The organism is Acidovorax sp. 107 (assembly GCF_003058055.1).
Lineage (GTDB): Bacteria > Pseudomonadota > Gammaproteobacteria > Burkholderiales > Burkholderiaceae_C > Acidovorax.
This window is the reverse complement of record NZ_QBTZ01000001.1, coordinates 4,573,855-4,596,427: the sequence shown is the minus strand read 5'-3', so window position 1 is coordinate 4,596,427 and position 22,573 is coordinate 4,573,855. Positions and strand designations below refer to the sequence as shown.

The 22,573-nt window shown below is 67.2% G+C and carries 13 protein-coding genes; 5 read left to right on the top strand and 8 right to left on the bottom strand.

Going from position 1 to position 22,573, the window contains the following annotated elements:
• Positions 1 to 13 precede the first annotated feature (13 nt).
• Both C8C99_RS21410 and C8C99_RS21405 read right to left on the bottom strand, forming a co-directional pair.
• A complete protein-coding gene (locus C8C99_RS21410; protein WP_056646370.1) occupies positions 14 to 382 on the bottom strand; it encodes a hypothetical protein in 369 nt (122 codons plus the stop codon).
• A 71-nt stretch (positions 383 to 453) separates the two neighbouring features.
• A complete protein-coding gene (locus C8C99_RS21405; RefSeq protein WP_108626834.1) occupies positions 454 to 6,426 on the bottom strand; it encodes an alpha-2-macroglobulin in 5,973 nt (1,990 codons plus the stop codon).
• A gap of 222 nt (positions 6,427 to 6,648) precedes the next feature.
• Here C8C99_RS21405 and C8C99_RS21400 point away from each other — a divergent pair, with 222 nt between their 5' ends.
• Both C8C99_RS21400 and C8C99_RS21395 read left to right on the top strand, forming a co-directional pair.
• Positions 6,649 to 8,772, top strand: coding sequence for a catalase (locus C8C99_RS21400; RefSeq protein ID WP_108626833.1), 2,124 nt, complete (start codon positions 6,649 to 6,651; stop codon positions 8,770 to 8,772).
• 42 nt (positions 8,773 to 8,814) lie between these two features.
• Positions 8,815 to 9,423, top strand: a complete 609-nt coding sequence (locus C8C99_RS21395; protein ID WP_108626832.1) for a hypothetical protein — start codon at positions 8,815 to 8,817, stop codon at positions 9,421 to 9,423.
• Between the two features lie 119 nt (positions 9,424 to 9,542).
• Here C8C99_RS21395 and C8C99_RS21390 read toward each other — a convergent pair whose 3' ends face one another.
• From C8C99_RS21390 to argH, 3 genes are all read right to left on the bottom strand, one after another.
• Positions 9,543 to 11,000 carry a diguanylate cyclase domain-containing protein gene (locus C8C99_RS21390; RefSeq protein WP_108626831.1) on the bottom strand — a complete coding sequence of 486 codons (1,458 nt, stop codon included), beginning with the start codon at positions 10,998 to 11,000 and terminating at the stop codon, positions 9,543 to 9,545.
• Positions 11,001 to 11,183: 183 nt separating this feature from the next.
• Entirely contained in the window at positions 11,184 to 12,173 is a 990-nt protein-coding gene (locus C8C99_RS21385) for a Bug family tripartite tricarboxylate transporter substrate binding protein (RefSeq protein ID WP_108626830.1), read from the bottom strand.
• Positions 12,174 to 12,214: 41 nt separating this feature from the next.
• Positions 12,215 to 13,702, bottom strand: a complete 1,488-nt coding sequence (gene argH / locus C8C99_RS21380; RefSeq protein ID WP_056646388.1) for an argininosuccinate lyase — start codon at positions 13,700 to 13,702, stop codon at positions 12,215 to 12,217.
• A 52-nt stretch (positions 13,703 to 13,754) separates the two neighbouring features.
• Here argH and C8C99_RS21375 point away from each other — a divergent pair, with 52 nt between their 5' ends.
• Together C8C99_RS21375 and C8C99_RS21370 are read left to right on the top strand one after the other, a co-directional pair.
• Entirely contained in the window at positions 13,755 to 15,005 is a 1,251-nt protein-coding gene (locus C8C99_RS21375; RefSeq protein WP_108626829.1) for a sensor histidine kinase, read from the top strand.
• Positions 14,986 to 15,735, top strand: a complete 750-nt coding sequence (locus tag C8C99_RS21370) for a LytTR family DNA-binding domain-containing protein (RefSeq protein ID WP_108626828.1) — start codon at positions 14,986 to 14,988, stop codon at positions 15,733 to 15,735. Before C8C99_RS21375 ends, C8C99_RS21370 begins: the two co-directional genes overlap by 20 nt.
• Positions 15,736 to 15,861: 126 nt before the next feature.
• Here the strand turns inward: C8C99_RS21370 and arsA are convergent, their stop codons facing one another.
• The 3 genes from arsA to C8C99_RS21350 all read right to left on the bottom strand — a co-directional run bounded on the left by arsA (position 15,862) and on the right by C8C99_RS21350 (position 19,850).
• Entirely contained in the window at positions 15,862 to 17,670 is a 1,809-nt protein-coding gene (gene arsA, locus C8C99_RS21365) for an arsenical pump-driving ATPase (protein ID WP_108626827.1), read from the bottom strand.
• Between the two features lie 52 nt (positions 17,671 to 17,722).
• The gene (locus tag C8C99_RS21360; RefSeq protein ID WP_056646400.1) at positions 17,723 to 18,550 is read right to left on the bottom strand and encodes a ZIP family metal transporter; all 828 of its coding nucleotides are present in this window, start codon (positions 18,548 to 18,550) and stop codon (positions 17,723 to 17,725) included.
• A gap of 403 nt (positions 18,551 to 18,953) precedes the next feature.
• Complete coding sequence (locus tag C8C99_RS21350; protein ID WP_056646402.1) at positions 18,954 to 19,850, bottom strand: dienelactone hydrolase family protein; 897 nt, start codon at positions 19,848 to 19,850, stop codon at positions 18,954 to 18,956.
• 261 nt (positions 19,851 to 20,111) lie between these two features.
• On the opposite strand from C8C99_RS21350, the gene C8C99_RS21345 reads away from it, so the two are divergent.
• Entirely contained in the window at positions 20,112 to 22,502 is a 2,391-nt protein-coding gene (locus C8C99_RS21345; protein WP_108626826.1) for a GGDEF domain-containing protein, read from the top strand.
• Positions 22,503 to 22,573 lie beyond the last annotated feature (71 nt).

Sequence of the window (22,573 nt, the reverse complement as noted above, 5' to 3'; positions counted from 1 at the left end):
AGCCCCTCACGACTCAGCGATCGGAGTGCTCACGGTCAAACCGCCCCTCGGCCTCGGTCAGGTGGCGCAGCAGCACGTGCGAGATCAGATTGACGCCAATACCGCCGAACACCACCGGCAGCAGGTACAGCGCAATCGTCAGCTCGGAGCTGAACCACGCGTCATCCGCCGGCGACAGGGTGCTCTTGGCCTGCGCGGCCAGCGACTGCAGCAGGTACACATCCACACCCGCAATGAGCACCAGCGCCACCCCAAACCCCAGCACCGCCCAGCGCGAGATCGACCGGGTGACCAGCAGCAGCGCATAGATGCCCACCGGCAGCACCAGCGAGAACCCCACCAGCAGCCAGAACCGCAGCTCCAGAAAGACGCTGAGGCTCATGGCATGCGGGCCCTGGGTGAGCGATGGGCAAGGCGGTGCATGGCGGCGTTAGGGTGTTACGACGTAGCGGCCTATTTGGCCACCTGCACCTTCACCCGCGCGTTGGGCAGTTCGCCAAACATCTCGGGCGCGTACATGGCCTCGACGCGGCTGGGCGGCAGCGCAAAGTCGCCCGCGTTGTTCAGGCGCACGGTGTACTCCATCTTGACAGTGCCCTTGGGCAGGTACTCGTAGTAGCTGCGGAAGGACTCAAAGCTGCGCTCCTCGAACGCAAGCCAGCCCGCGCCGGTCTTCTTTTCGCCCTGCGTGGCGATCTCGGAGTCGCGGCCCAGGCCGCTGCCCAAAATGGTGGCGCCGCCCGGGATGGGGTCGGTGATGGCCACCCAGGTCATGTCGGCCGTGGCGTTGACCTCCAGCGTCACGCGGAGCACGTCGCCCCGTGTGTACTGGCCGGCGGGCAGCGACTTGTTGGCCTGCTCCACCGGGGTGATGGTCTTCTTGATCGCATAGCCCGCCGCGAACGGCGCCTTGAGATCAATGGCCGCCACCGACTGCAGCGTGAGCCAGGGCTTGCCCGGCCCTTGGTGCGTGACGGCCAGCTGCTCCTTGCCGCCCGCCTTGCTCCAGGGCAGGAACATGCCGTTGTTCTTCAGGTTGCCGGGCGATGCGGGCGCGCCAAACCAGGTGATCTGGTTGGGAGCGCCGGTGGCGTCCGATGCCTTCACGCGGTCCACCTTGCTCCAGTCCACGCTGACGGTGTTGCCGCCCATGCTGGCCTTGGTGGTGCCCGACACGGGTGTGGCCTCGAACTTGGCGCTGAATTTTTCCAACGCCAGGCCGCCCCACAGGTTGGCCGTGGTGGTGTGCCAGGCGCCCGCCTGCTGGCGGCTGATGAAGCCGTTGGCCAGGCGGCCCATGTCGTCCTTCCAGGCTGGGTCGTCCATCACGGCCAGCATCAGGCGGGCGGTGTTCACGTCGCCGTTCTGCATCAGCCACCACCAGTAGTCGTCCTGCTCGTTGCTGAAGATGAGCTTGGTGCCCTGGAACGACAGGCGGCCGCGCAGGATCTGCATCGCCTCGGCCAGGCGCTTGTCGCGCTCGGGCACATCGGCCACACGCTTGAGCACATTCACCCAATCGATCACCGTGTGGGTGGGCCACTGGTTGGGCGCGATGGTGATGCTGCTCACCATGCGACCCTGGGCCTTGCCGTAGCGCGACAGCGCTTCGAGTGCGGCCACCTTGCGCATGTCCAGGTCCTTGCGCGGGCTCCAGAAGTTGCGCTGGATGCGGCCTTCCACAAACGCGATCAGGCCACGCTCCATGGGCGCGCGGGCTTCATCGGGCAGGGCAAATGCGGGGTTGATGCTGGCGGCCTCGTGCGTGGCGGCCAGTACATAGGCCGTGAGGGTGTCGCTGCCCCGGTTGGCATCGCCGTCGCGCGGCGGGAAGTAATTGGCCAGGCCATCGCTGTCGAGGTAGGTGGGCAACTGCGCCACCACGGTCTGCCACAGCGTGCCGTCGCGCAGGCCCACGGCCTTGCTGGTCTTTTGCTCCAGGCAGGCAAACGGGTAGCGGGCCCACCAGTCGCGCACGCCGGGCAGGCCTTCGGCCAGCTTGGGTTGCAGCGACATCTTGAGGCCGCCCCGGCCGGGCAATGCGTCGGCGGGTGGGTTCACATCGAGGTTGTAGCTACCGTCCACCTGCACCAGTGTGGCCTGTTGCACCGTGAGCGGCACCGCCTGCACGATGCGCTGGCGGGCCTTCAGGGCGTCGCGGGCGCCGCTGATCTGGTCCTTGGCTTCGATCTCCCACAGGATGGCCTCGGCGCGCGTTTGCGCCAGCTGCGCGGGAGCGGTCACGTCCCAGGCCACCTCGCGCGCCTCTCCGGCCGGGATGTCGATGGTCTGCGGCTTCAGCTCCAGCAGCGTGGCGCGCGGTGCCACCTCCACCTTCATCGCGGCCTTGGTGGTGTTGCGCAGCGTGAGCTGGGCACGGAACTGGTCGTCCTCGCGCACCAGGGGCGGCAGTCCGCTGATGATCTGCAGGTCCTGCGTGGCGCGAATGCTGGTGCTGCCCGTGCCGAACAGGCCGGTGGACGCATCGGCCACGGCCACGATCTTGAAGGTGGTCAGTGCATCGTTGAGCGGCACCGTCACCTTGGCCTGGCCGTTGGCGTCGAGCTTGAGTGCGGGCTCCCACAGCAGCAGCGTGTCCAGGAGCTCGCGCGTGGGCGACTTACCCCCGCCGCCGCCAGCGGGCACGGCCTTTTTGCCGTAGTGGCGCCGGCCGATGATTTCCATCTGCGCGGTCGAGGTCTCCACGCCCCAGCTGCGGCGCTGCAGCATGGCTTCGAGCAGGTTCCAGCTGTTGTTGGGCATCAGCTCCAGCAGCGCCTGGTCCACAGCGGCCAGCGCCACTTCGGCATTGGCGGCGGGCTTGCCGCCCGGCAGCGTGGCGGTGATGGTGACCTGGGCCTTGCCGCGCACGGCGTAGCTCTCCTTGTCGGCCTGCACCTTCACATCGATCTGGTGGGCCTGCGTGCCCACACGGATTTCGGCCACACCCAGGCGGTAGGCGGGCTTGGACAAGTCCACCAGCGCCGTGGGCGCCTGGTATTCCTTGCCTTCGTACCAGAACGAGGTCCACCACTCGCGCGGCGCCTTGAAGCCCCAGGTGAAGAAGCTGTACCACGGCACCTCGCGCAGGCGGCCGCGCAGGGCCAGCACGCTCACGTACACGTTGGGGCCCCAGTCGGGCTGCACCTTCAGGCTCACCGTGGGGTCCTGGCCGTTGAGCTGCACCACCTGCGTGTCGATGATGCCCTCGCGCTCCACCGCCACCAGGGCCGTGGCAAAGCGGAACGGCATGCGGACCTGGAACTTGGCGGTCTCGCCGGGCTGGTAGCTCTTTTTCTCGGCCAGCAGGTCGATGCGGTCGTGGTCTTCGCCACCGAACCACAACTCGCCCTGGCGCGTCACCCATACCGACGACGCGGCCACGCTGGTGTTGCCGTCTTTATCGGTGGCCGTGGCCACCAGCTCCACCTCGCCCGCTTCGTCGAGCTTGGCCTCACACAGCAGCAGGCCGCGCGCGTCGCTCTTGCCGGTGCACAGCGTGCCCAGGTCTTTGGTTTCGGTCTGGTTGTCGTAGCTATAGAAGCCACCCACCATGCGCTTGCGCGTGGTGGTGGTGATGCGTGCCACGGCCTGCACCTGCAGCGAGGTGTCGGCCGCCGGCTTGCCGTTGTGTTGCAATGCCAGCGCCTGGAAGCGGATCTTCTGGCGCGCAGACACCCAACCCTCGGTCTTGATGCCCGCCACCACACCGGCAGGCCACAGGGTTTGGGTGCTGCGCAGGGTCTGCACCTCGCCATTGGGGTCGGCATAGGTGGCCTCCAGCAGCAACTCTTGCGGCTGGCGCGCCTGGGGCACGTTGTCGATGGTGACCTTGCCCGCACCGTTCTTGTCCAGCGTGAGCGGCAGCTTGTCGGCAATCACGCGCGCGTCCTGGCTGGCGGAGGCTTCTTCGTCGTCGCTGTTGGCATTGCTCTGCTCGCGCTTGCGCGGCGGGCTGAAGCGGAAGGTGTCGTAGTCGCTGAACTCCAGGGACTTGCCGCGCACCAGGGCCGACACGCGCACCGGCAGGTTGGCCGCGCCGCCACCGGCCACATAGTTGATCTGCACATCGGTGGGCACCGAGCGCACGCGCACCAGTGCCTTTTTATCGACCGGGGCAATGCGCCCTTCCAGCACCGGCAGGCGGAACTCCTCCACACGGAACGAGCCGGACGCGATGTTGCCGTTCATCGTGCCATTGCCCGCAAACTCGACCTGGTACACGCCCAGCTTGGCCGCGGGCGGAATGGCAAAGGTGCTTTGCGCGCTGAGCCCGCCTGTGGCCGTGCCGCGCCACACCAGGGGCTGGGTGAACTGCTGGCCGCTGCCCAGGTGGGTGACGACCAGGGTGTCGGGACGCGACCCCGGCAGGGCAAAGCCCTGGCGTGTTTCGGCACGCAGCAGGTGCTTCATCGACACCGTTTCACCCGCGCGGAACAGCGTGCGGTCAAAGATCGTGTGGGCACGCTCGTCCGGCGAAGGGGACCGGCTGGTGGGCACATTGAAGCGCCAGGGCTCGATGCCGCGCTGCCAGTCACTCCAGGTGAAGGCCATGTCTTCCACGCCATCCACGCTCTTGTGGCGTGCGCTCACAAAGTACGACTGACCGGCCTCCTCCTCAGAATCGGAATTGCAGCCCGGTGGCTCGGGCGAGAGCCCTTCGATGCGGGCTATGCCCTGGGCATCGGTGGTGGCGTTAGCCAGTTCGTTGCCCCGGCAGTCCGACACGCGCACCGTGGCGCCCTGCACGGGCTGGCCCTTGTCCAGCGTAGTGACCCAGGCCATGGCGTTTTCGCGGCCGAGCTTGAAATGCACTCCCAGGTTGGTCACCAGCGCCGAGGTGCGCACATACATCGTGCGGCCTTCGCCATGGCGGTCGTCCAACAGCGAGGCGCCGAGCTTTTGCGACGCGATCTCCACCACATGGAAGCCGGGCGTGAGCGGAATGCCCACCACCTCGAACGGGCGAGGGTCGTTGCTCGCGGGCTTGGGCAGGTCCAGCGTCTTGACGCCACCCTTGCCCGCCAGCAGCGACAGCATGCGCGACTGCACGTATTCCTTGTCGTCATCCAGCACCTTGGGCAGCGGGCCGGTCACGTCCTGGCGCGCCTGCTTGCGGTTCACCACATAGCTGTCGTAGCGCTGCACCTTGCGGAACCAGGCAATGATGTCCGCATCGGTGCGGGGCTTGAGCGTGCTCACCTTGCCCGCTGGCGCGCTGGCTGTGGCAGCGCCCGCCTGCAATCCCTGCACACGCAGCGCAGCCTCCACGTTGCGCAGCGTCACGGGCAGCAGCGCAGGCGGGTTGTCAGACGCAGGGCCTTCGGCAAAACGCTCCACGATGCCAAACGGCGCGGCCGCAAACTTGGCCAGCGGCGGCATGCCGCCGGTGGACACCTTGAGCGGGAAGTTGTCCGCATTACGCAGCGGACGGCCCGAGGCGTCCTTGAAGTCCTTGGGCAGCTCGATGGTGAAGGCCGTGTTCTCGGGCAGCGGGGCGCTGAACTGCAGGCTGTTGACCAGCGCATCGGCCTGCGCGCCTTCTGCGCCGCCATCGATCTGGGGCTTGAGGGTTTCCTTGGCGGACTTCAGGCGAATGGCCGCCGCCAGCTTGCGCGGCACGGGCGCATTGAACGACAGCATCATGGGGCGGATCGGCAGGCAGGCCGCCTGGGCGTTTTCACGCTCGCAGTTGAACTCGGCCGAGAACGGCTCGCGCACCTTGAAATCGAACCGCCGTTCCACCGTGTTGGCCACCCCGCTGGGGGTTGCCACACCCTTGCCAAACACCAGCTGCATGCGCGCGCCCGAGGTGAACCGGCGGTTGCAGGCCAGCGTGGCAAACGACAAGGGATCGCGTGCAGCGTCTTTCTCCAGGCCCAGGCCCTTGAGGATCTCGGCGCGCTGGGCCCCTTCGATCAGGCGCACGGGGATGCGCTCGCCCACGCCTTCGGCCGTGCACCACACATTGGCCTGCACGCTGGCCGTGGTGGCAGCACCATTGAGGAACAGCACAAAGAACTGCTCCTCGTCGATCTGCTCGTAGGTGCTGGGGCGCAGGTTCTGCACAAACGGCCCACCGCTATTGAACTGATAGCTTTTAGCGCCCGTCAGTTCTGCGCCAGCGGCCGATTTGAAGCCTGGTCTGACGCTGGCTGTGCAACGCACGCCCGGCGGCAGGTCGCGCTCGAAGTCAAACACCCACTCGCGCTCGCCGGTCCATCGGCCCGTGCCCTTGGTGACGCTGGCATCGCTGCAGCTCAGGCTCAGGGGTGCGGGCGCCTTGGGGTCACCAAAATTGACCGCAGCGGCGTCGAACTTGGCCACCACCTGGCGCACGCGCGCCACCTCGCCCTGGGGCGAGAAGCTGGTGATCTGCAGGGCCTGAGCCCCCCAGGCCACCAGACACAGGCTGGCGGCCAACATCCATTTTTTTGCGTTCACGCGATCCCCTCCGAAGGAACCGACAAGCGTAACAAAGTGCCATGTCGCCCGGGTGCGTGTTGCAAGCCCTTACGTATCGGCCCGACAAGGGGCTATCACCTGCAGCGCGACGACGCGCCGATGGGGCCATGTCCTACCCGCCGCGAACGCCCGGCGTCCAAAGATGGTGGCTTCGTTTGACCCCATGCACCCCCAGGAGCGCCCATGGCACGACCCCCTACCTCGCGCAGCGTGGCCCACAAATCGCCGTCTGCCCTGCCCTCATCCACCCAGTCCGACAACTTTCGCGGCAATGCGGGCGAACTGCAGCAGCAGGCTGGCGGCAAACACCCGGTACTGACCACACAGCAGGGCATTCCGGTCGCCGACAACCAGAACTCGCTGCGTGCGGGGCCTCGCGGCCCTGCGCTGCTGGAAGACTTCATCCTGCGCGAGAAGATCACCCACTTTGACCATGAACGCATTCCCGAGCGCATCGTGCACGCCCGCGGCACGGCGGCCCACGGCTTCTTTGAACTCACGCACTCGCTCAAAAAGTACACCACCGCCAAGGTGCTGACCGAGATCGGGGTGCAGACCCCTGTGTTCACCCGGTTTTCCACCGTGGCCGGTGGCGCAGGCTCGGTGGACACACCGCGCGATGTGCGCGGCTTTGCCGTCAAGTTCTACACGCCCGAAGGCAACTGGGACCTGGTGGGCAACAACATCCCCGTGTTCTTCATCCAGGACGCGATGAAGTTCCCGGACCTGGTGCACGCGGTGAAGATGGAGCCCGACCGGGGCTTTCCGCAGGCGGCCAGCGCGCACGACACCTTTTGGGACTTTGTCTCGCTGATGCCCGAAACCATGCACATGGTGATGTGGGCCATGAGCGACCGCACCATCCCCCGCAGCCTGCGCATGATGGAAGGTTTTGGCGTGCACAGCTTTCGCCTGCTGAACGCGGCGGGCGAGAGCACGTTCGTGAAGTTCCACTGGCGGCCCAAGCTGGGCATTCAGTCCACCGTGTGGGATGAGGCCGTCAAGCTGCAGTCGGCCGACAACGACTACCACCGGCGCGACCTGTTTGAAGCCATCGAGGCGGGCGACTTCCCCGAGTGGGAGCTGTCGGTGCAGTTGTTCACCGAGCAGGATGCCGAGCGCTTTCCGTTCGATCACCTCGACCCCACCAAGCTCATCCCCGAAGAACTGGTGCCCCTGCAGCCGATTGGCCGCATGGTGCTCAACCGCTGGCCCGACAACTTTTTTGCAGAGACCGAGCAGGTGGCGTTCTGCCCCGCCAACGTGCCGCCCGGCATCGACTTCAGCAACGACCCGCTGCTGCAGGGCCGCCTGTTCTCGTACCTGGACACGCAGCTGTCGCGCCTGGGCGGACCCAACTTTGCGCAGATCCCCATCAACGCGCCCAAGTGCCCGTTCCACAACATGCAGCGCGACGGTCACATGCAGATGCAAGTGCAGGCGCTAAAAGGCCGCGTCAACTACGAACCCAGCAGCCTGCAAGGCGACACGCCCCGCGCCTCGCTGGCGCAAGGCTTTCGCCATGTGGCCCAGGCCGACGATGGCGTGAAGGGCCGCGTGCGCCCCGAGAGCTTTGCCGACCACTACAGCCAGGCGCGCATGTTCTACCGCAGCCAGAGCCCGCTGGAGCAGGCGCACATGGCGTCGGCGCTGGTGTTCGAGCTGTCCAAGGTGGGCACACCCCATGTGCGCGAAGCCGTGGTGGGCCATCTGCTGCATGTGGACGCCGACCTGGCCCAGCGCGTGGCCGACGGCCTGGGTCTGCAAACCCTGCCGCCGGCCCCTACCACCACCGAGCCGGTGCAGGACCTGCCCCTGTCGCCCGCGCTGCGCATCATCGACCGCATGAAGCCCACGCTGCAGGGCCGGTGCATCGGCATCCTGGTGGCCGACGGCTCCAACGGCACCTCGGTGGCCAACCTGCGCAAGGCGCTGGAGAAAGTCGGCGCCACCGTGAAGATCGTCGCACCCAAGGTGGGCGGCGCCATCCTGAAAGACGGCACGTTGCTGCCCGCAGACGGCCAACTGGCCGGCACCCCATCGGCGGTGTTTGACGCCGTGGCCTCCATCCTGTCGCCCGACATGGGCGCACAGCTGGCCAAGGAGGCGGCGGCCGTGGACTGGTTCCGCGACGCGTTTGGCCACCTCAAGGCCATTGCCGCCTGCAAGGGCACGCGGGCCATCCTGCAGGCCGGTGGCATCGAACCTGATGCAGGCGTGGTGGACCCGGCCGATGCGCAGGGCTTCGTCGCCGCCGCCCAGACACGCCAGTGGGACCGCGAGCCCCAGGTGCGCACCCTGGCCTGACCGCATCGCCCCCTTTTGTTCACCCACCCCCAAGGAGTCACCATGCCCAAAAGCCACTACGACAGCCATCAACTCGACGACCTCGTCCTGCAGATGATGGAGACCGAACTCGGCGGCGAACAGGTGTACCGCACCGCCCTCACCTGCGTCATCAACCCCGACCTGAAGAAGGAATGGGAAGGCTATCTGGAAGAAACGCTGGCGCACCAGAACGTGGTGCGCGGCTTCTGCGATGCCCTGGGCCTGGACCCCGATGCGCAGTCGCCCACACGGGCCGTGGTCAAGCACATTGGCACGTCCCTGGTCCAGGCGATGCAGCTGGCCAAAAAGTCGGGCACGCCAGACGCCGCACAGCTGGTGGCCTGCGAATGTGTGGTGCATGCCGAAACCAAGGACCATGCCAACTGGGAGCTGCTGGGCCAGGTGGCCAAGGTGGCCACGGGCGATGTGGGCCACACCCTCAAAGTGGCGCACAAGGCCGTGGAAAAAGACGAGGACCACCACCTGTACCACACCAAGGGCTGGTGCCGCGAGCTGGCCATTCAGGCCCTGGGCATGCCTGCCGTGCTGCCGCCGCCCGAAGAGGTCAAAAAGGTGGAGACCGCCATTGGCGCATCGCGCGCGGAGCAGCAGCGCACGGCCATGCTGTGACCGGGCTGCGGGCTGAACGGCAGCCCCACGACAGCCTACGCTCCTAAAAATATAGCTGCAAACGCTTGATGGACTAGCGCTTGCAGCTATTTTTATTTGATACTTGCGAAAACCGCCTCTCACGCCGATGGCGCTGAGGTCTCCTGCGGCGGCTCTGCAGCTCCGGGGGCTTCGGCCAGTATCGCCAGCCCTTTGCCGCTGCGCTTGCTGGTGTACAGCGCCCGGTCCGCCCGGTCCATGAGCGCCGGCATGGACTCCACCGCAGGGCCCTGGAACAAAGCCACCCCGACGCTCGCGCCGGTCAGCACGTGTTGGCCACTGTCCAGTCCGATGGGTGCCACCAGCGCTGCCAATACCTTCTGGGCCATTTCCATGGCAGCCTCGGGGGACGCCACGGCGTTCAGCACCAGGGCAAATTCGTCGCCGCCCAGGCGGGCGGCAGTGTCATTGGCGCGCGCCAGTCCGGCCAGACGCTGCGCCACACGCACCAGCACCTGGTCCCCACTGCCGTGCCCCAGGCTGTCGTTCACGGCCTTGAAGCCATCCAGATCCACCAGCAGCAATGCGCCAGCACGGTGGTCGCGGTAGGCCGTCAGCACCGCCTGCGACAAGCGGTCTTCAAACAGGCGCCGGTTGGGCAAGCCTGTCAGGCGGTCATGGCTGGCCAGGGCCAGCACCTGCTGGTGGGCGCGCACCAGCCGCGCGCTCAACAGACCCAGCACCAGCGCAAACGCATAGGCCAGCATCACCACCAGCACGGGTGCGCGGCCTGCCGCCCCCCAGCCACCGGTAGGGACCGCGCCCAGAATCCAGCTGCCGCCCCCCGGCAAAGGCACATCGAGCGTGGCGGGCTCCTCGTCGAACAACTGGGATCGACCGATGAACACAGCGCCCTGCGCGCCCATCGCGTCCAGGCCGCGTGCCGCCACCTGAAAGCCCATCTGGTCAGAGTTCAGGCCCACATCGGCGAACAGGGTGTCGGCATTGACGGTGAGCGACACGATGCCCCAGTAACGGGGCCCGCCCACCGGTGCACGCCCCGGCGGATGCGCCAGAAACACCGGCGTGCGGCTGATGATGCCGAGCCCCCCTTGCACCAGCGGAATGGGGCCCGCAACGACCGTGCGGCGGGTCTGGATGGCGCGCTCCACCGCGCCACGCTGCTGCGGGTTGTCCAGGTACCGCAGGCCAATCGCCCGCTCATTGCCCACGCGCGGGTACACGTCGCTGATGACGTTGTCGGGCGCCAGGGCCAGGTTGCGGATGTTGCGCTGGTGCTCCAGCAGGCGGCCCACCACGGTGGCAAAGATGTCGGGCGACATGCTGCCTTGTGCGGCGATGAAGGCCGACACCGTTTCGGGCACCGACAGCGTGCTCTGCAATTGCCGGTCCAGGCGATCACGAATCTGCAGCAGATGGCTTTGCGCCTGCGCAGCAATCTCGGTGCGCGCCTTGGTGTGAGAGATGTCGATGACCACCCAGGCCAGCAAGGCGGCCAGTGTGCTGCTGCACACACCCACCGCGAGGGGCAGGTACCGGTGATGGATCCAGTTCGAAGGAAGGCGGCTGGTGGGCATGAATGAGGTCCGGGGAAGGTGCCGGATGGTGCCACGGCCTGTGCAGCCCAGCCAGTGAAGAATGCGCAGTCGCTGGCCGCTTGGATGGCATCCAGGCCGGTCGGTGAGATGGCTTCCTGCCGCCCCCGGCGCTGCAAATCCGGGCGGGGTCAGGTGTATGACCAGCCGCCCGTTTGACGGCCCTTATTGCGCCACAAACCCGCTGGTCTTGATGATGCGCGTCCAGGCTTCGGTGTAGGCCTTCTCGCGCGCAGCCAGCTGCTGGGGCGACATGTAGCCCACCGTCAGGCCCATGGCGGTGAGGTGTTCGCGCACATCGGGCTGGGCCACGACCTTGGCCAGCGCATTCGAGAAGTCGGTGATGAACTTTTGCGGCGTGCCGGTGGGGGCGTAGATGCCGTAGTACGGCAGGTCTTCAAAGCCCTTGAGGCCCATCTCGTCGAACGTGGGCACGTCGGGCATGGAGGCCTGGCGCTTGGTGCCCAGCACGCCCACCACGCGCACCTTGCCGGCCTTGTGGTTCTCCATGAAGTCTTGCACCGAGGCCACGCCCGCGCTGATCTGGTTGCCCAGCATGTCGGCCATCATGGGGGCGCTGCCCCGGTAGGGTGCAGACACCAGGTCCAGCTGGTACTTCTGCCCGATCAGCTTGACCAGGAACTCCGGCGTGGACGCCGGGGCGGGAATGCCCACGGCCCCCTTGCCGCCGCCCGAGGCCTTGACCCAACCCACGTACTCGGTGAACGACTTGGCCGGCGTGCCGCCCGACACCGCAAACGCGTTCACGAAGGTAGCAAAACCGCCCACCGCCACAAAGTCGCGCGCAGGTTCGTAGCCCGGGTTCTTCACCACCTGGGGCAGGATGGAGATGGTGTGGTCATGCGTGAGGAACAGCGTGGTGCCGTCGGGCGCCGAGGCCTTGAGGGCCTGCGCGGCAATCTGGCCGCCCGCGCCCGGGCGGTTTTCGACCACCACGGGCTGACCCAGCTCGTCCTTGAGCTTCTCGGACAAGGTGCGCGCAATGGCGTCCGTGCCACCGCCGGGCGGAAAACCCACAAGCAGGCGGATGGGCTTGGCCTGCTGGGCAGACGCCAGGCCCACGGCCAGTGCGGCCCCCACAAAAGCACTGGTGCGCACAAGGCGGGACAGCAGGCTGCGGCGAGAAGTTGTCATGAAAAAGCTCCAGGGTAGAAGGTCAAGCGGCGGTGCAAGGATCAGGCCAGGCGGGCGCGGTGGCGGGCCAGCTGGGCGCGCACCTGGGCCGGGGCCGTACCACCCAGCGTGTTGCGGGCATTGAGCGAGCCGCGCAGGCTCAGGCATTCGTACACGTCCTTCTCGATCTGCGGGTGAAAGCCCTGCAACACGGTCAGGGGCAGCTCTGACAGGTCACACGCATGGGTGGTGGCCGCCTTGACGGCGTGGGCCACGGTTTCGTGCGCGTCGCGGAAGGGCAGGCCCTTTTTGACCAGGTAGTCGGCCAGGTCAGTGGCTGTGGCGTAGCCCTTGAGCGCGGCCTGCTCCATGGCCTGGGCGTTGACGGTGATGCCGCCCTCTTTCTTGCCCGTGGCAGGGTTCAGCTGGCCACCGACCATTTCGGCAAAGATGCGCAGCGTGTCTTTGAGCGTGTCCACCGTGTCAAACAGCGGCTCTTTGTCTTCCTGGTTGTCCTTGTTGTAGGCCAGGGGCTGGCCCTTCATCAGGGTGATCAGGCCCATCAGGTGGCCGACCACGCGGCCGGTCTTGCCACGGGCGAGTTCGGGCACATCGGGGTTCTTCTTCTGCGGCATGATCGACGAGCCCGTGGTGAAGCGGTCGGCGATCTTGATGAAGCCGAAGTTCTGGCTCATCCAGATGATGAGTTCTTCGGACAGGCGGCTCACATGCACCATGCACAGGCTGGCGGCGGCGGTGAATTCGATGGCGAAGTCACGGTCGCTCACGGCGTCGAGGCTGTTCTGGCAGACCACGGGGGCCCCGTTCGCATCCACCATGCCCAGCGTCTTTGCGACGCGTTCGCGGTCCAGCGGGTAGGTGGTGCCGGCCAGGGCTGCGCTGCCCAGCGGCAGCACATTGGTGCGGCGGCGCACGTCGGCCATGCGCTCGGCGTCGCGCTTGAACATTTCCACGTAGGCCAGCATGTGGTGGCCAAAGCTCACAGGCTGCGCTACCTGCAGGTGGGTGAAGCCGGGCAGGATCACTTCGACGTTCTGCTCAGCCACGTCCACCAGCGACACCTGCAGTTCCTTCAGCAGGTCGCCAATCAGGTCGATCTCACCGCGCAGCCACAGGCGCACGTCGGTGGCCACCTGGTCGTTGCGGCTGCGGCCAGTGTGCAGGCGCTTGCCGGCATCGCCCACCAGCTGGGTCAGGCGGGCTTCGATGTTGAGGTGCACGTCTTCCAGGTCCAGCTTCCATTCGAAGGCGCCGGACTCGATCTCGGAGCTGATCTGCGCCATGCCGCGCTGGATGGAGGCGTGGTCGGAGGCAGAGATGATGCCCTGCGCGGCCAGCATCTCGGCGTGCGCCAGGCTGCCTGCAATGTCGGCCTGCCACAGGCGCTTGTCGAAGAACACGCTGGAGGTGTAGCGCTTGACCAGATCGCTCATAGGCTCGGAGAACAGGGCTGACCAGGCCTGGGCCTTGGTGTCGAGCTGGTTGTGGGATGGCGCAGCGGCCGAGCCAATGGCTTGGGAATTGGACATAAGGAGGGCAATAATCCGGTGGTTCAGACACCCGGATTGTCCGGATGCCGCAATGCAAGATACGCAAATTTTATCGACCCCGCCCCCGCCACCGGATTCCGCCCTGCCAGACAGGCCGGCGCGCAGCGTGCGGGCAGCCGCTGGAGCCGGGCCGGGCGGGCAGCCGCCACGTGGGCGGGCCCTGGTGTTCGATGCCTGCCAGGTGGGTGTGGTGCTGCGGGCCGTGCTGTTTGTGGAGGTGGTGGTCGGCGTGGGCGCCATGTATGGCGTCAGCACCCCCGTCGAATGGCTGAGTAGCCTGGCGCTGCTGACGGGCGGTGCGCTACCGGCCACGCTGGTGTGGCTGATCACGGCGTGCAGCCTCAAGACGCTGCTGCAGCGCCTGTCCACCGCTCAGCAATATGCCGCCGGGGTGCTGCTGGGCGCCGTGGCCGGGGTCTATGCCTGCGCCATGCTGGCGCTGGTGGGCTTGTCGGCATCGCCCCCTTGGCTGGCCAGCGCCGCCACGGGCGCGTTGCTGGCGGCCATGCTGGTGGCCGCGCTGGTGCTGCGTGCCCGGGGGCGCACCCCGGCCGCCACCACAGCGCGCCTGTCAGAGCTGCAGTCGCGCATCCGCCCGCATTTCTTGTTCAACACGCTCAACAGCGCCATTGCGCTGGTGCGTGAGGAGCCCGCCAAGGCCGAGTCGCTGCTCGAAGACTTGTCGGACCTGTTCCGCGTGGCCCTCGTCGAGCAGGGCGAATCCACCACGCTGGCCGAGGAGATCACGCTGGCGCGGCGCTACCTGGGCATCGAGCAGGTGCGCTTTGGAACGCGCCTGCAAGTGCAATGGAACCTGGACCCGCGCACCGACAGCGCGCGCCTGCCCCCGTTGCTGCTGCAGCCGCTGGTGGAAAACGCTGTCAAACATGGCGTCGAGCCCAGCGCCCGGGGCGGCAAGCTGCGCGTGCTGACCGAGCTGCGCGGCAACCGCGTGGTCGTGCGCATCACCAATACCCTGCCCCCCAAAGAGAGCCGAGCGGGCAAGCACGACGAGCCCAGCACCCGGGGCCATGGCATCGCACTGGCCAACGTGCGTGCGCGGCTGGCCTTGCTGCACGACGTGCAGGGCGAATTCACCGCCGGCGTGCAGGACGGGCTGTATCAGGTGCGCATCACCCTGCCCGCTGCCGACCCTACCCCTGCGTCCCGCCAGCGCACCGCCCCACGCGGACGTGGCGACCTGCGGGGCAACTCCCGCCGTGGCGTGGTCGCGCCCACCGCACCTACCCCCTCCAAACCCCATGAACATCCTGATCGTTGACGACGAAGCCCTGGCGCGCAGCCGCTTGCGCACCCTGCTGTCCGACTGCTCGGACATCCAGCGCTGCACCGTGGCCGAGGCCTCCAACGCCGCCGAGACCATGGCACTGCTGAGCCCCACGGGCGGCCGCGCGTTTGACCTGGTGCTGCTGGATATCCACATGCCGGGGCAGGATGGTCTGGCGCTGGCCCACGCACTGCAGGCCCTGCCCCAGCCCCCGGCCGTGGTGTTTGTGACGGCCCATGCGGACCACGCCGTGAGCGCGTTCGAGCTGGACGCCGTGGACTACCTCACAAAGCCCGTGCGCCGCGAGCGCCTGCAACAGGCCCTGGCCAAGGTGCAGCGCACCAGCCGCCCCGCCGCGCTCAGCGTCGCGCCCGGACTGCCCGAGGGCGAGACCCTGCTGATCCAGGACCGGGGCCGCACCGAACGCCTGCCCCTGACCGAGGTGCTGTACTTCAAGGCCGAGCAGAAGTACGTGACCGTGCGCACCACCACGCGCAGCTACATCATGGACGGCTCGCTCAGCGAGCTGGAAACCAAGTTTGCGCCGCGTTTTCTGCGCATCCACCGCAATGCACTCGTCGCACGCCGCGCCGTGCGCGCGCTGGAAAAGCACTACGACCCCGAGGAGGGCGAAGGCTGGGCCGTGCGGCTGCAAGGATCGACCGAACTGCTGGCGGTGTCGCGGCGGCAGGTGGCGGCCGTGCGCGAGGAACTGGCGCGTTAATAACAGGTCCCCGCAGGCTCTCACAGGCCCTTGAAGGTCTCTAGGGGATTTTTTTGGTCATTTGGGCCGCTAGCGCCAATTCCATATACCTGCGAAGCTATCAATAAGATAGCGGATTCCCTGTCACTACGGGAGTTGCGGGGCCACCAGCCGCCCCAACGCCTCCACCCCGACGGGCGGTGTCGCCAGCCAGGGCAGCACGTAGGTGCGCTGCGCCAGGCCGTTGGCAATGCGTGCGGCCTGCTGTTGCTCGCCCGCCAGCCGGGCCTGCAGCAGCGGGTCGCTGGTGCCGGTGGCCGCCACGCTTTTGTTGATGACCCATGCCCAGGGTTCGATGCGGGCGCGGCGCAGGTCGTCCTGCAGCGCGGCGGCCTGGCTCACGGGCGTGACTTCAGGCAGCGTGACGATGACCACATGGGTCATGTCGGCGTCCTGCAGGCGCATCAGCGGCGTGATGATGTGTTTGGAGTTCGCGCTGCCTTCGTACTGCTGCGTCATCTGCCGGTGGTAGGCGCCGGTGGCATCCATCAGCAGCAGGCTGTGGCCGGTGGGCGCCGTATCCAGCACCACAAAGGCGCTACGGGCCTCGTTCACCACGCGGCTGAAGGCGTGGAACACGGCCACCTCTTCGGTGCAGGGCGACTGCAGGTCTTCCAGCAGCAGGGCGCGGCCCGCGTCGTCCAGCACCTTACCCCGCGTGGCCATGATCTTGTCGATGTAGGCCTGGGTTTCAGTCTGCGGGTCGATGCGCCCCACCTTCAGCCCTGGCAGGGTGCCGTCCAGCTGGCTTTGCACATGGGCCGCCGGGTCGGTGGTGGTGAGGTGCACGCTGTGCCCCCGGCGTACCAGGCCCACGGCCAGCGCGGCGGCAATGGTGGTCTTGCCCACCCCACCCTTGCCCATCACCATGATCAGGCCATGGCCCTTGGCGGCCAGTGCGTCGGCCAGGGACGACAGGGGTTCGGCCTCTAGCGAGACACCAGCGGCCGCAGGGGGCAAGGTCCTCGGTACGTCGCCGCCACCCAACAAGGCCCGCAACGCAGGCAAACCCACCGTGTCGAAGGGACGCAGCGGTACCTCGTCGCGCGGCAGCTGCGCAAGCGCATCCGGCATCTGGTCCACAGCCTCACGGCCGAGCGCCTCAATGGCGTCGGCAATCGCGTCCTGTCCCGGCTGGTTGGCATGGAACACGCCGTTGATGGCTAGGCGTTGGTTGGCCAGACCCAGGGAGCGCAGCTCGCGCGCAGTGCGGGCTGCCTCCTGCATCGGACGGGGGTCGGGGCGGGTGACCAGCACCACGGTGGTCAGGGCCGGGTCGCTCAGCGCGGTCAGAGCGGCGTTGAAGCGTGCCTCCTGCATCTTGAGCCCCGAGTGCGGGCCCAGGCACGACGCCCCCCGGTCGTTGCCCGCCAGAAACCCGGTCCAGGCCTTGGGTAGGCTCAGCAGGCGCAGCGTGTGGCCGGTGGGCGCGGTGTCGAACACCACATGGTCGAAACGGTGGCCCGCCGCATCGCCCTCGCTGGCCAGCAATGCCGCAAATTCGTCGAACGCCGCAATCTCGGTGGTGCAGGCACCCGAGAGCTGCTCGCGCACGGTGGCACGCTCGTCGCTGGTGGCCGTGGCCTCCAGCTGTGCCAGCACGCGCTGTCGGTAGGCCTCAGCGGCCGTGTCGGGGTCGATGTTGAGCATGTACAGCCCCGGCGCCCCCGGCACAGCTACTGGCTGGTTGGACAGCGGCACGCCCAGCATTTCATCCAGATTGGAGGCCGCATCGGTGCTGACCAGCAGCACCTGCCGGCCAGCATCCGCCAGGGCGATGGCCGCGGCGGTGGACAGCGAGGTCTTGCCCACCCCGCCCTTGCCGGTAAAGAACAGGAAGCGCGTGGGCTGAGCGAGCAGGCCCAGGGAAACGGTGGTGGCGTGCAGTGCGGTCATGCCCCCAGCATGGCATAGCCGTCTGGCACAGCCTTGAGTCAGGTCAAGTGCATCAGTGCGCGTGCGCCGCCCCGCTCACCAGCGTGACCACCGCCATGCCCGCAATCAGCCAGGCAATCTGGAGCACGGTTTCGCGCGCTGTCAGGCGTTTTTGCAGTTGGGGAATCAAATCGGCCAGCGCCACGTACACAAAGCTGCTCGACGCCACGGCCAGAAAGTAGGGCAAGAAGTCCTGCAACTGCCCCACCAGAAAATAGCCCACCACGCCGCCCAGCGCCGTCACCGCACCCGCCAGCGACACCTTCACCAGCGCCATGCGGCGGTTGGGGCTGGTTTGACGCAGCACCACCAGGTCGCCCATGTGGTGCGGCACCTCATGCGCCAGCACCGACACGGCAGCGATCACGCCCAGGCGGATGTCGGCCATGAAGGCCGAGGCGATCAGGATGCCGTCGCCAAAACAATGCACGCTGTCGCCCGTGAGCACCGCCCAGCCGCCCGAGCGGGTGCCGTGGTGGTGGTGCGCATGGCCGTGGTCATGGCCGTGATCGTGATGGGCGTGGCTGTGCGGGGCAGGCCCCGCGTGGCTGTGCTCGTGCCCGTGATGCCACAGCTCGGCCTTGTCCAGCAAAAAGAAAAACACCACACCCACCAGCAAGGTGGCAAACAGGTCGTGCGCACCCGCCTGGCTCTCGAACGCCTCGGGCAGCAGGTGCATGAAGGCCGTGGCCAGCAAAGCGCCCGCCGCCAGGCTGAGCAGGTGCTGCGGGCCTACGCTATCGGCTCGCCCGCCCAGGCCCAGCCGCATGAGCAAGGCGGCCAGCCACACACTGCCAATACCAGCGGCCAGGGTGGCCAAAATGATTGCTACCAAAGTCATAGCTTGTTGCGCTTTATCTGTAAGCCTAAGAACCTGTTCAAGCTCTTTTCAGGGCCGCACAAGTACCTTGCCGGGATGGGATGCAAGGCACGGGGCGCAGTGGATAGCCCGGCTATCCACAAGTGCCGCAACGCCGCAGACCGCCCGGCAAGGCACTTGCCCGAAGGGTTGGAGTGAAATCGGGTGATTGAACGCCCCGGCTGCTTGCATGGGCACGAGCCCATGCGGCGCATCCGAAGCATCCACTCATCCCGATTGCACTCCAATGCGATCCCTGAAAAGAGCTTGAACAGGTTCTTGCGCTCATTTTTTATTCAAAATCTGCACGCCCGATGCAAGATGAAAAAAGCCGCCCCGGGTCTGGGGCGGCTGCGGGTGGCCTGGCGGGCCAGGGGTCTGGACATCAGACCACGCCGTGCGTCTTGAACCAGGCCAGCGCACGCTTCCAGCCGTCTTCGGCCGCTTCCTTGCGGTAGCTGGCACGGTAGTCGGCATGGAAGGCATGCGGTGCATCGGGGTACACCACAAATTCCGACGCCTTGGCCTGTGGCGAGCCACCGGACAAGGCAGCTTTCATCTTATCAACCGTGTCAAGGGGGATGCCGGTGTCTTTTTCGCCATACAGGCCCAGCACCGGCGCCTTGAGGATGGGCGCCAGGTCCACGGGGTGCTTGGGGGTGAGTTCGCTCGCCTGCCCCACCAGCCGCCCATACCAGGCGACGCCCGCCTTCACGGGGCCATGTGCGGCATACAGCCAGGTGATGCGCCCCCCCCAGCAAAAGCCTGTGACGCCCACCCGGGCAGCATCGCCCCCGTTGGCGGTGGCCCAGGCCACGGCGCCGTCCAGGTCGGCCATCACCTGGGCGTCGGGCACCTTGGACACCACGTCGGCCATCAGCTTGGCAATGTCGGTGTAGGTGGTGGCATCGCCCTGGCGCGCATACAGCTGCGGGGCAATGGCCAGGTAGCCCGCCTTGGCAAAACGGCGGCAGGTGTCGGCGATGTACTCGTGCACACCAAAGATCTCCTGAATCACCAGCACCACAGGCAGGCCGGTCTTGCCTGCGGGCGCCGCGCGGTAGGCCGGCACCTTGAAGCCGTTGACCGTGAAGCTCACCTCCCCCACCGTCAGGCCATCTGCCGGCGTGGCAATGGCCGTCTGCGCCATGATGGGCGCGGCCGCCGCCGCATACCCCAGGCCCAGCGCCGCCTGCAGTGCAGTGCGACGCGTGGCGCCCGCTTCGGTGGTGCGGCCCGGCAACAGCGCCTGGGCGTCAGCATGGAGGTCGTCATTGAACATCGGTTTCTCCAAAAAAGGGGGGGATGGGCCACGGGCCGGAAAGTGCCAGCCCCGGAGTCTATGGGGTTTGCGGAGGCGCCGCATTTTCGGGTACCGAAAAACGGGGAGCACTGCTAGACTTTCTGCGAGCACCGTCTCCCAGGGAGTGCCCCACTGGCACATCACCGCGCAGACGCTTGCCCACACGCCCCTTTTCCACCTTTCTTCTTGGACTCCACAGCCCGACCACTTCCTGCAGACCACCCGCACCGGCCCGAGCGCATGCCCCCTACTCCCACACCCTTTCCTCTGCACGGACAGCTGCTGGTCCGGCTGGTGGCCGGAATTTGCGGCGCGGGGGGCCTAGGGCTGCTGACCTGGGCACTGGCCCGCCAGAACATGGACCCCGCCATGCGCCTGGCCAGCGTGGGGGCCGGGCTGGGGCTGGTGGCCAGCGCCGTGCTGTGCTGGTGGCTCAGCCTGCGGCTGGTGGCGATACATGCAACGGCCAGTGCCGCCCAGGAGGCCGCGCAGCGGGCCACCAACCAGCTCTGCGCCACACTCGACATCCTGCCCGACGGCCTGGCCATCTATGACGCTGACGACCGCCTGGTGCTATGCAACGCCAGGTACCGGGAAGTCAGCCCCGGCACCACCATGGCCGTGGAGTACGGCACCCGTTTTGAAGACGTGCTGCGCCGCGCAGCCGAATCGGGCCACATCGTGGCGGCGCGGCAGGACACCCGCGCCTGGCTGGCCGACCGCATGGCCCGCCACCGCTCCCCCGGCGACCCCGAGGTACAGGAGGTCGAGGGCGACCGCTGGATGCTCATCACCGAGCGCCTGCAGGACGGGGGCGGCATGGTGGTCCTGCGCGCCGACATCACGGACGCCGTGCACAAGGAGCGCGCACTCAAGCAGGCCCTGCACGACGCCGAGCGCGCCGAGCGCAGCCTGCGCGAAGCCGTCAATGCGATGCCCGCCGGGCTGGACATCTATGACGAGCAAGACCGGCTGGTGCTGTGCAATGACCAGATGGCCCGCCTGCGCCCGCACCTGCCCGTGGCGGAATCCCTGGGCAAGACCTACGAAGAGCTGCTGCGTGAAGGCCTGCGCTATGGCATCCCCGAGGAGGCCAAGGGTCAGGAAGAGCTGTGGCTGGCCCACGAGCTGGCCATCCGGGGTCACCGGCCCGGCCCCGAGGTGCGCCACTACCCCAATGGCACGTGGATGCACATGCACGAATGCCGCACCCCATCCGGCATGACGGTGTGTGTGCGCCTGGACATCAGCGACCTGATCGAACAGCGCCAGAAAGTCGAGGCTGCCCGCCACGAGAGCCAGCGCATGCGCCAGCTGCTGGAGCGCGCGGTGGAGGCCCTGCCCGTGGGTATCGAGATCTTCGACGAGCAGGACCGGCTGGTGCTGTACAACCAGCAGCTGTCGCGCATGTACCCGTACATCGACTATGCGGAGCACCTGGGCAAGGGCTTTGTGGACATCCTGCGCTACTCGGTCTCGCGCGGCCTGATCCCTTCGGCCAAAGGACGCGAAGAGGCCTGGATTGCCGAGCGCCTGTCGGAGCATGGCAGCAGCACCTCGACGCTGGTGCAACGGTTGAGCGATGGGCGCTGGATCAACATCTACGAAACCCGCACCCCCGAAAACTACGTGGTGGCCGTGCGCCTGGACATCACCAACCTCATCGAGCAGCGCCAGGCCCTGGAGGCTGCCCAGCAGGCCGCGCAGCAGGCGCGCCAGTTGCTGCAGGACGCTGTGGAGTCACTGCCCGAAGGCTTTGCCCTGTTTGACGCCGATGATCGGCTGGTGGTGTGCAACGCGCAGTACCGGCGCCTGTACCCCATCTCGGCCCCCTTGATCGTGCCCGGCAGCACGTTTGAACAAATCGCCCGCTATGGCGCCGAGCGCGGCCAGTACCTCGATGCCATGGGCAACGAAGAAGCCTGGCTGGCGCAGCGCATGGCCGACCACCGCGCCGCCAACCACGCCGTGCTGCAGCGCCTGCCCGAAGGCCGCTGGCTGCAGGCCGATGAACGGCGCACCCCCCAGGGCGGCATTGCGGGGGTACGCACCGACGTGACCCAGCTGGTACGCAAGGAGCAGGAGCTGGCCGCCGCCAATGCCAAGCTGGCCCTGCTGTCCACCACCGACGGAGTGACCGGCATCGGCAACCGCCGGCGCTTTGACGAACGGCTGGCCACCGAATGGATGCGCTGCGCGCGGCACCAGCTGCCGTTGGCCGTCATCCTGATCGACATCGACCACTTCAAGCTCTACAACGACCACTATGGCCACCTGGCTGGCGACGAATGCCTGCGCCGCGTGGCCCAGCTGCTGCAGGGCACCATTCGCCGTGCCGACGAGGTGGCCGCACGCTACGGCGGCGAAGAGTTTGTGCTGTTGCTGCCCGATGTGCCGCTGCCCGAGGCCGTCACGGTGGCAGAGCGCTGCATGGCCAGCCTGCGCGAGGCCGCACTGGCCCACCCCCGATCCCCCACCGCCCCCTACGTCACACTCAGTGCGGGCATTGCCAGCCTGGTCCCACGCCCCGGCACCAGTTCTGACACACTGGTGCAGGCGGCCGATGCGGCCCTGTACCGCGCCAAGTACGGGGGCCGCAACCGCTTCGAGGTTTTCACGCCCCCGCAGTGACCGTGTTGCTTGCGGGTGTGCCGAAGGCCTGAGCGGGTCCGTGCAGGGCCTCCCTTTTTTTGCGCACGTCA

What these genes read in the sequence shown, in the direction of transcription:
- C8C99_RS21410 (WP_056646370.1), bottom strand. Translation starts at nt 382, where the DNA reads ATGAGCCTCAGCGTCTTTCTGGAGCTGCGGTTCTGGCTGCTGGTGGGG.
- C8C99_RS21405 (WP_108626834.1), bottom strand. Translation starts at nt 6,426, where the DNA reads ATGTTGGCCGCCAGCCTGTGTCTGGTGGCCTGGGGGGCTCAGGCCCTG.
- C8C99_RS21400 (WP_108626833.1), top strand. Translation starts at nt 6,649, where the DNA reads ATGGCACGACCCCCTACCTCGCGCAGCGTGGCCCACAAATCGCCGTCT.
- C8C99_RS21395 (WP_108626832.1), top strand. Translation starts at nt 8,815, where the DNA reads ATGCCCAAAAGCCACTACGACAGCCATCAACTCGACGACCTCGTCCTG.
- C8C99_RS21390 (WP_108626831.1), bottom strand. Translation starts at nt 11,000, where the DNA reads ATGCCCACCAGCCGCCTTCCTTCGAACTGGATCCATCACCGGTACCTG.
- C8C99_RS21385 (WP_108626830.1), bottom strand. Translation starts at nt 12,173, where the DNA reads ATGACAACTTCTCGCCGCAGCCTGCTGTCCCGCCTTGTGCGCACCAGT.
- argH (WP_056646388.1), bottom strand. Translation starts at nt 13,702, where the DNA reads ATGTCCAATTCCCAAGCCATTGGCTCGGCCGCTGCGCCATCCCACAAC.
- C8C99_RS21375 (WP_108626829.1), top strand. Translation starts at nt 13,755, where the DNA reads ATGCAAGATACGCAAATTTTATCGACCCCGCCCCCGCCACCGGATTCC.
- C8C99_RS21370 (WP_108626828.1), top strand. Translation starts at nt 14,986, where the DNA reads ATGAACATCCTGATCGTTGACGACGAAGCCCTGGCGCGCAGCCGCTTG.
- arsA (WP_108626827.1), bottom strand. Translation starts at nt 17,670, where the DNA reads ATGACCGCACTGCACGCCACCACCGTTTCCCTGGGCCTGCTCGCTCAG.
- C8C99_RS21360 (WP_056646400.1), bottom strand. Translation starts at nt 18,550, where the DNA reads ATGACTTTGGTAGCAATCATTTTGGCCACCCTGGCCGCTGGTATTGGC.
- C8C99_RS21350 (WP_056646402.1), bottom strand. Translation starts at nt 19,850, where the DNA reads ATGTTCAATGACGACCTCCATGCTGACGCCCAGGCGCTGTTGCCGGGC.
- C8C99_RS21345 (WP_108626826.1), top strand. Translation starts at nt 20,112, where the DNA reads ATGCCCCCTACTCCCACACCCTTTCCTCTGCACGGACAGCTGCTGGTC.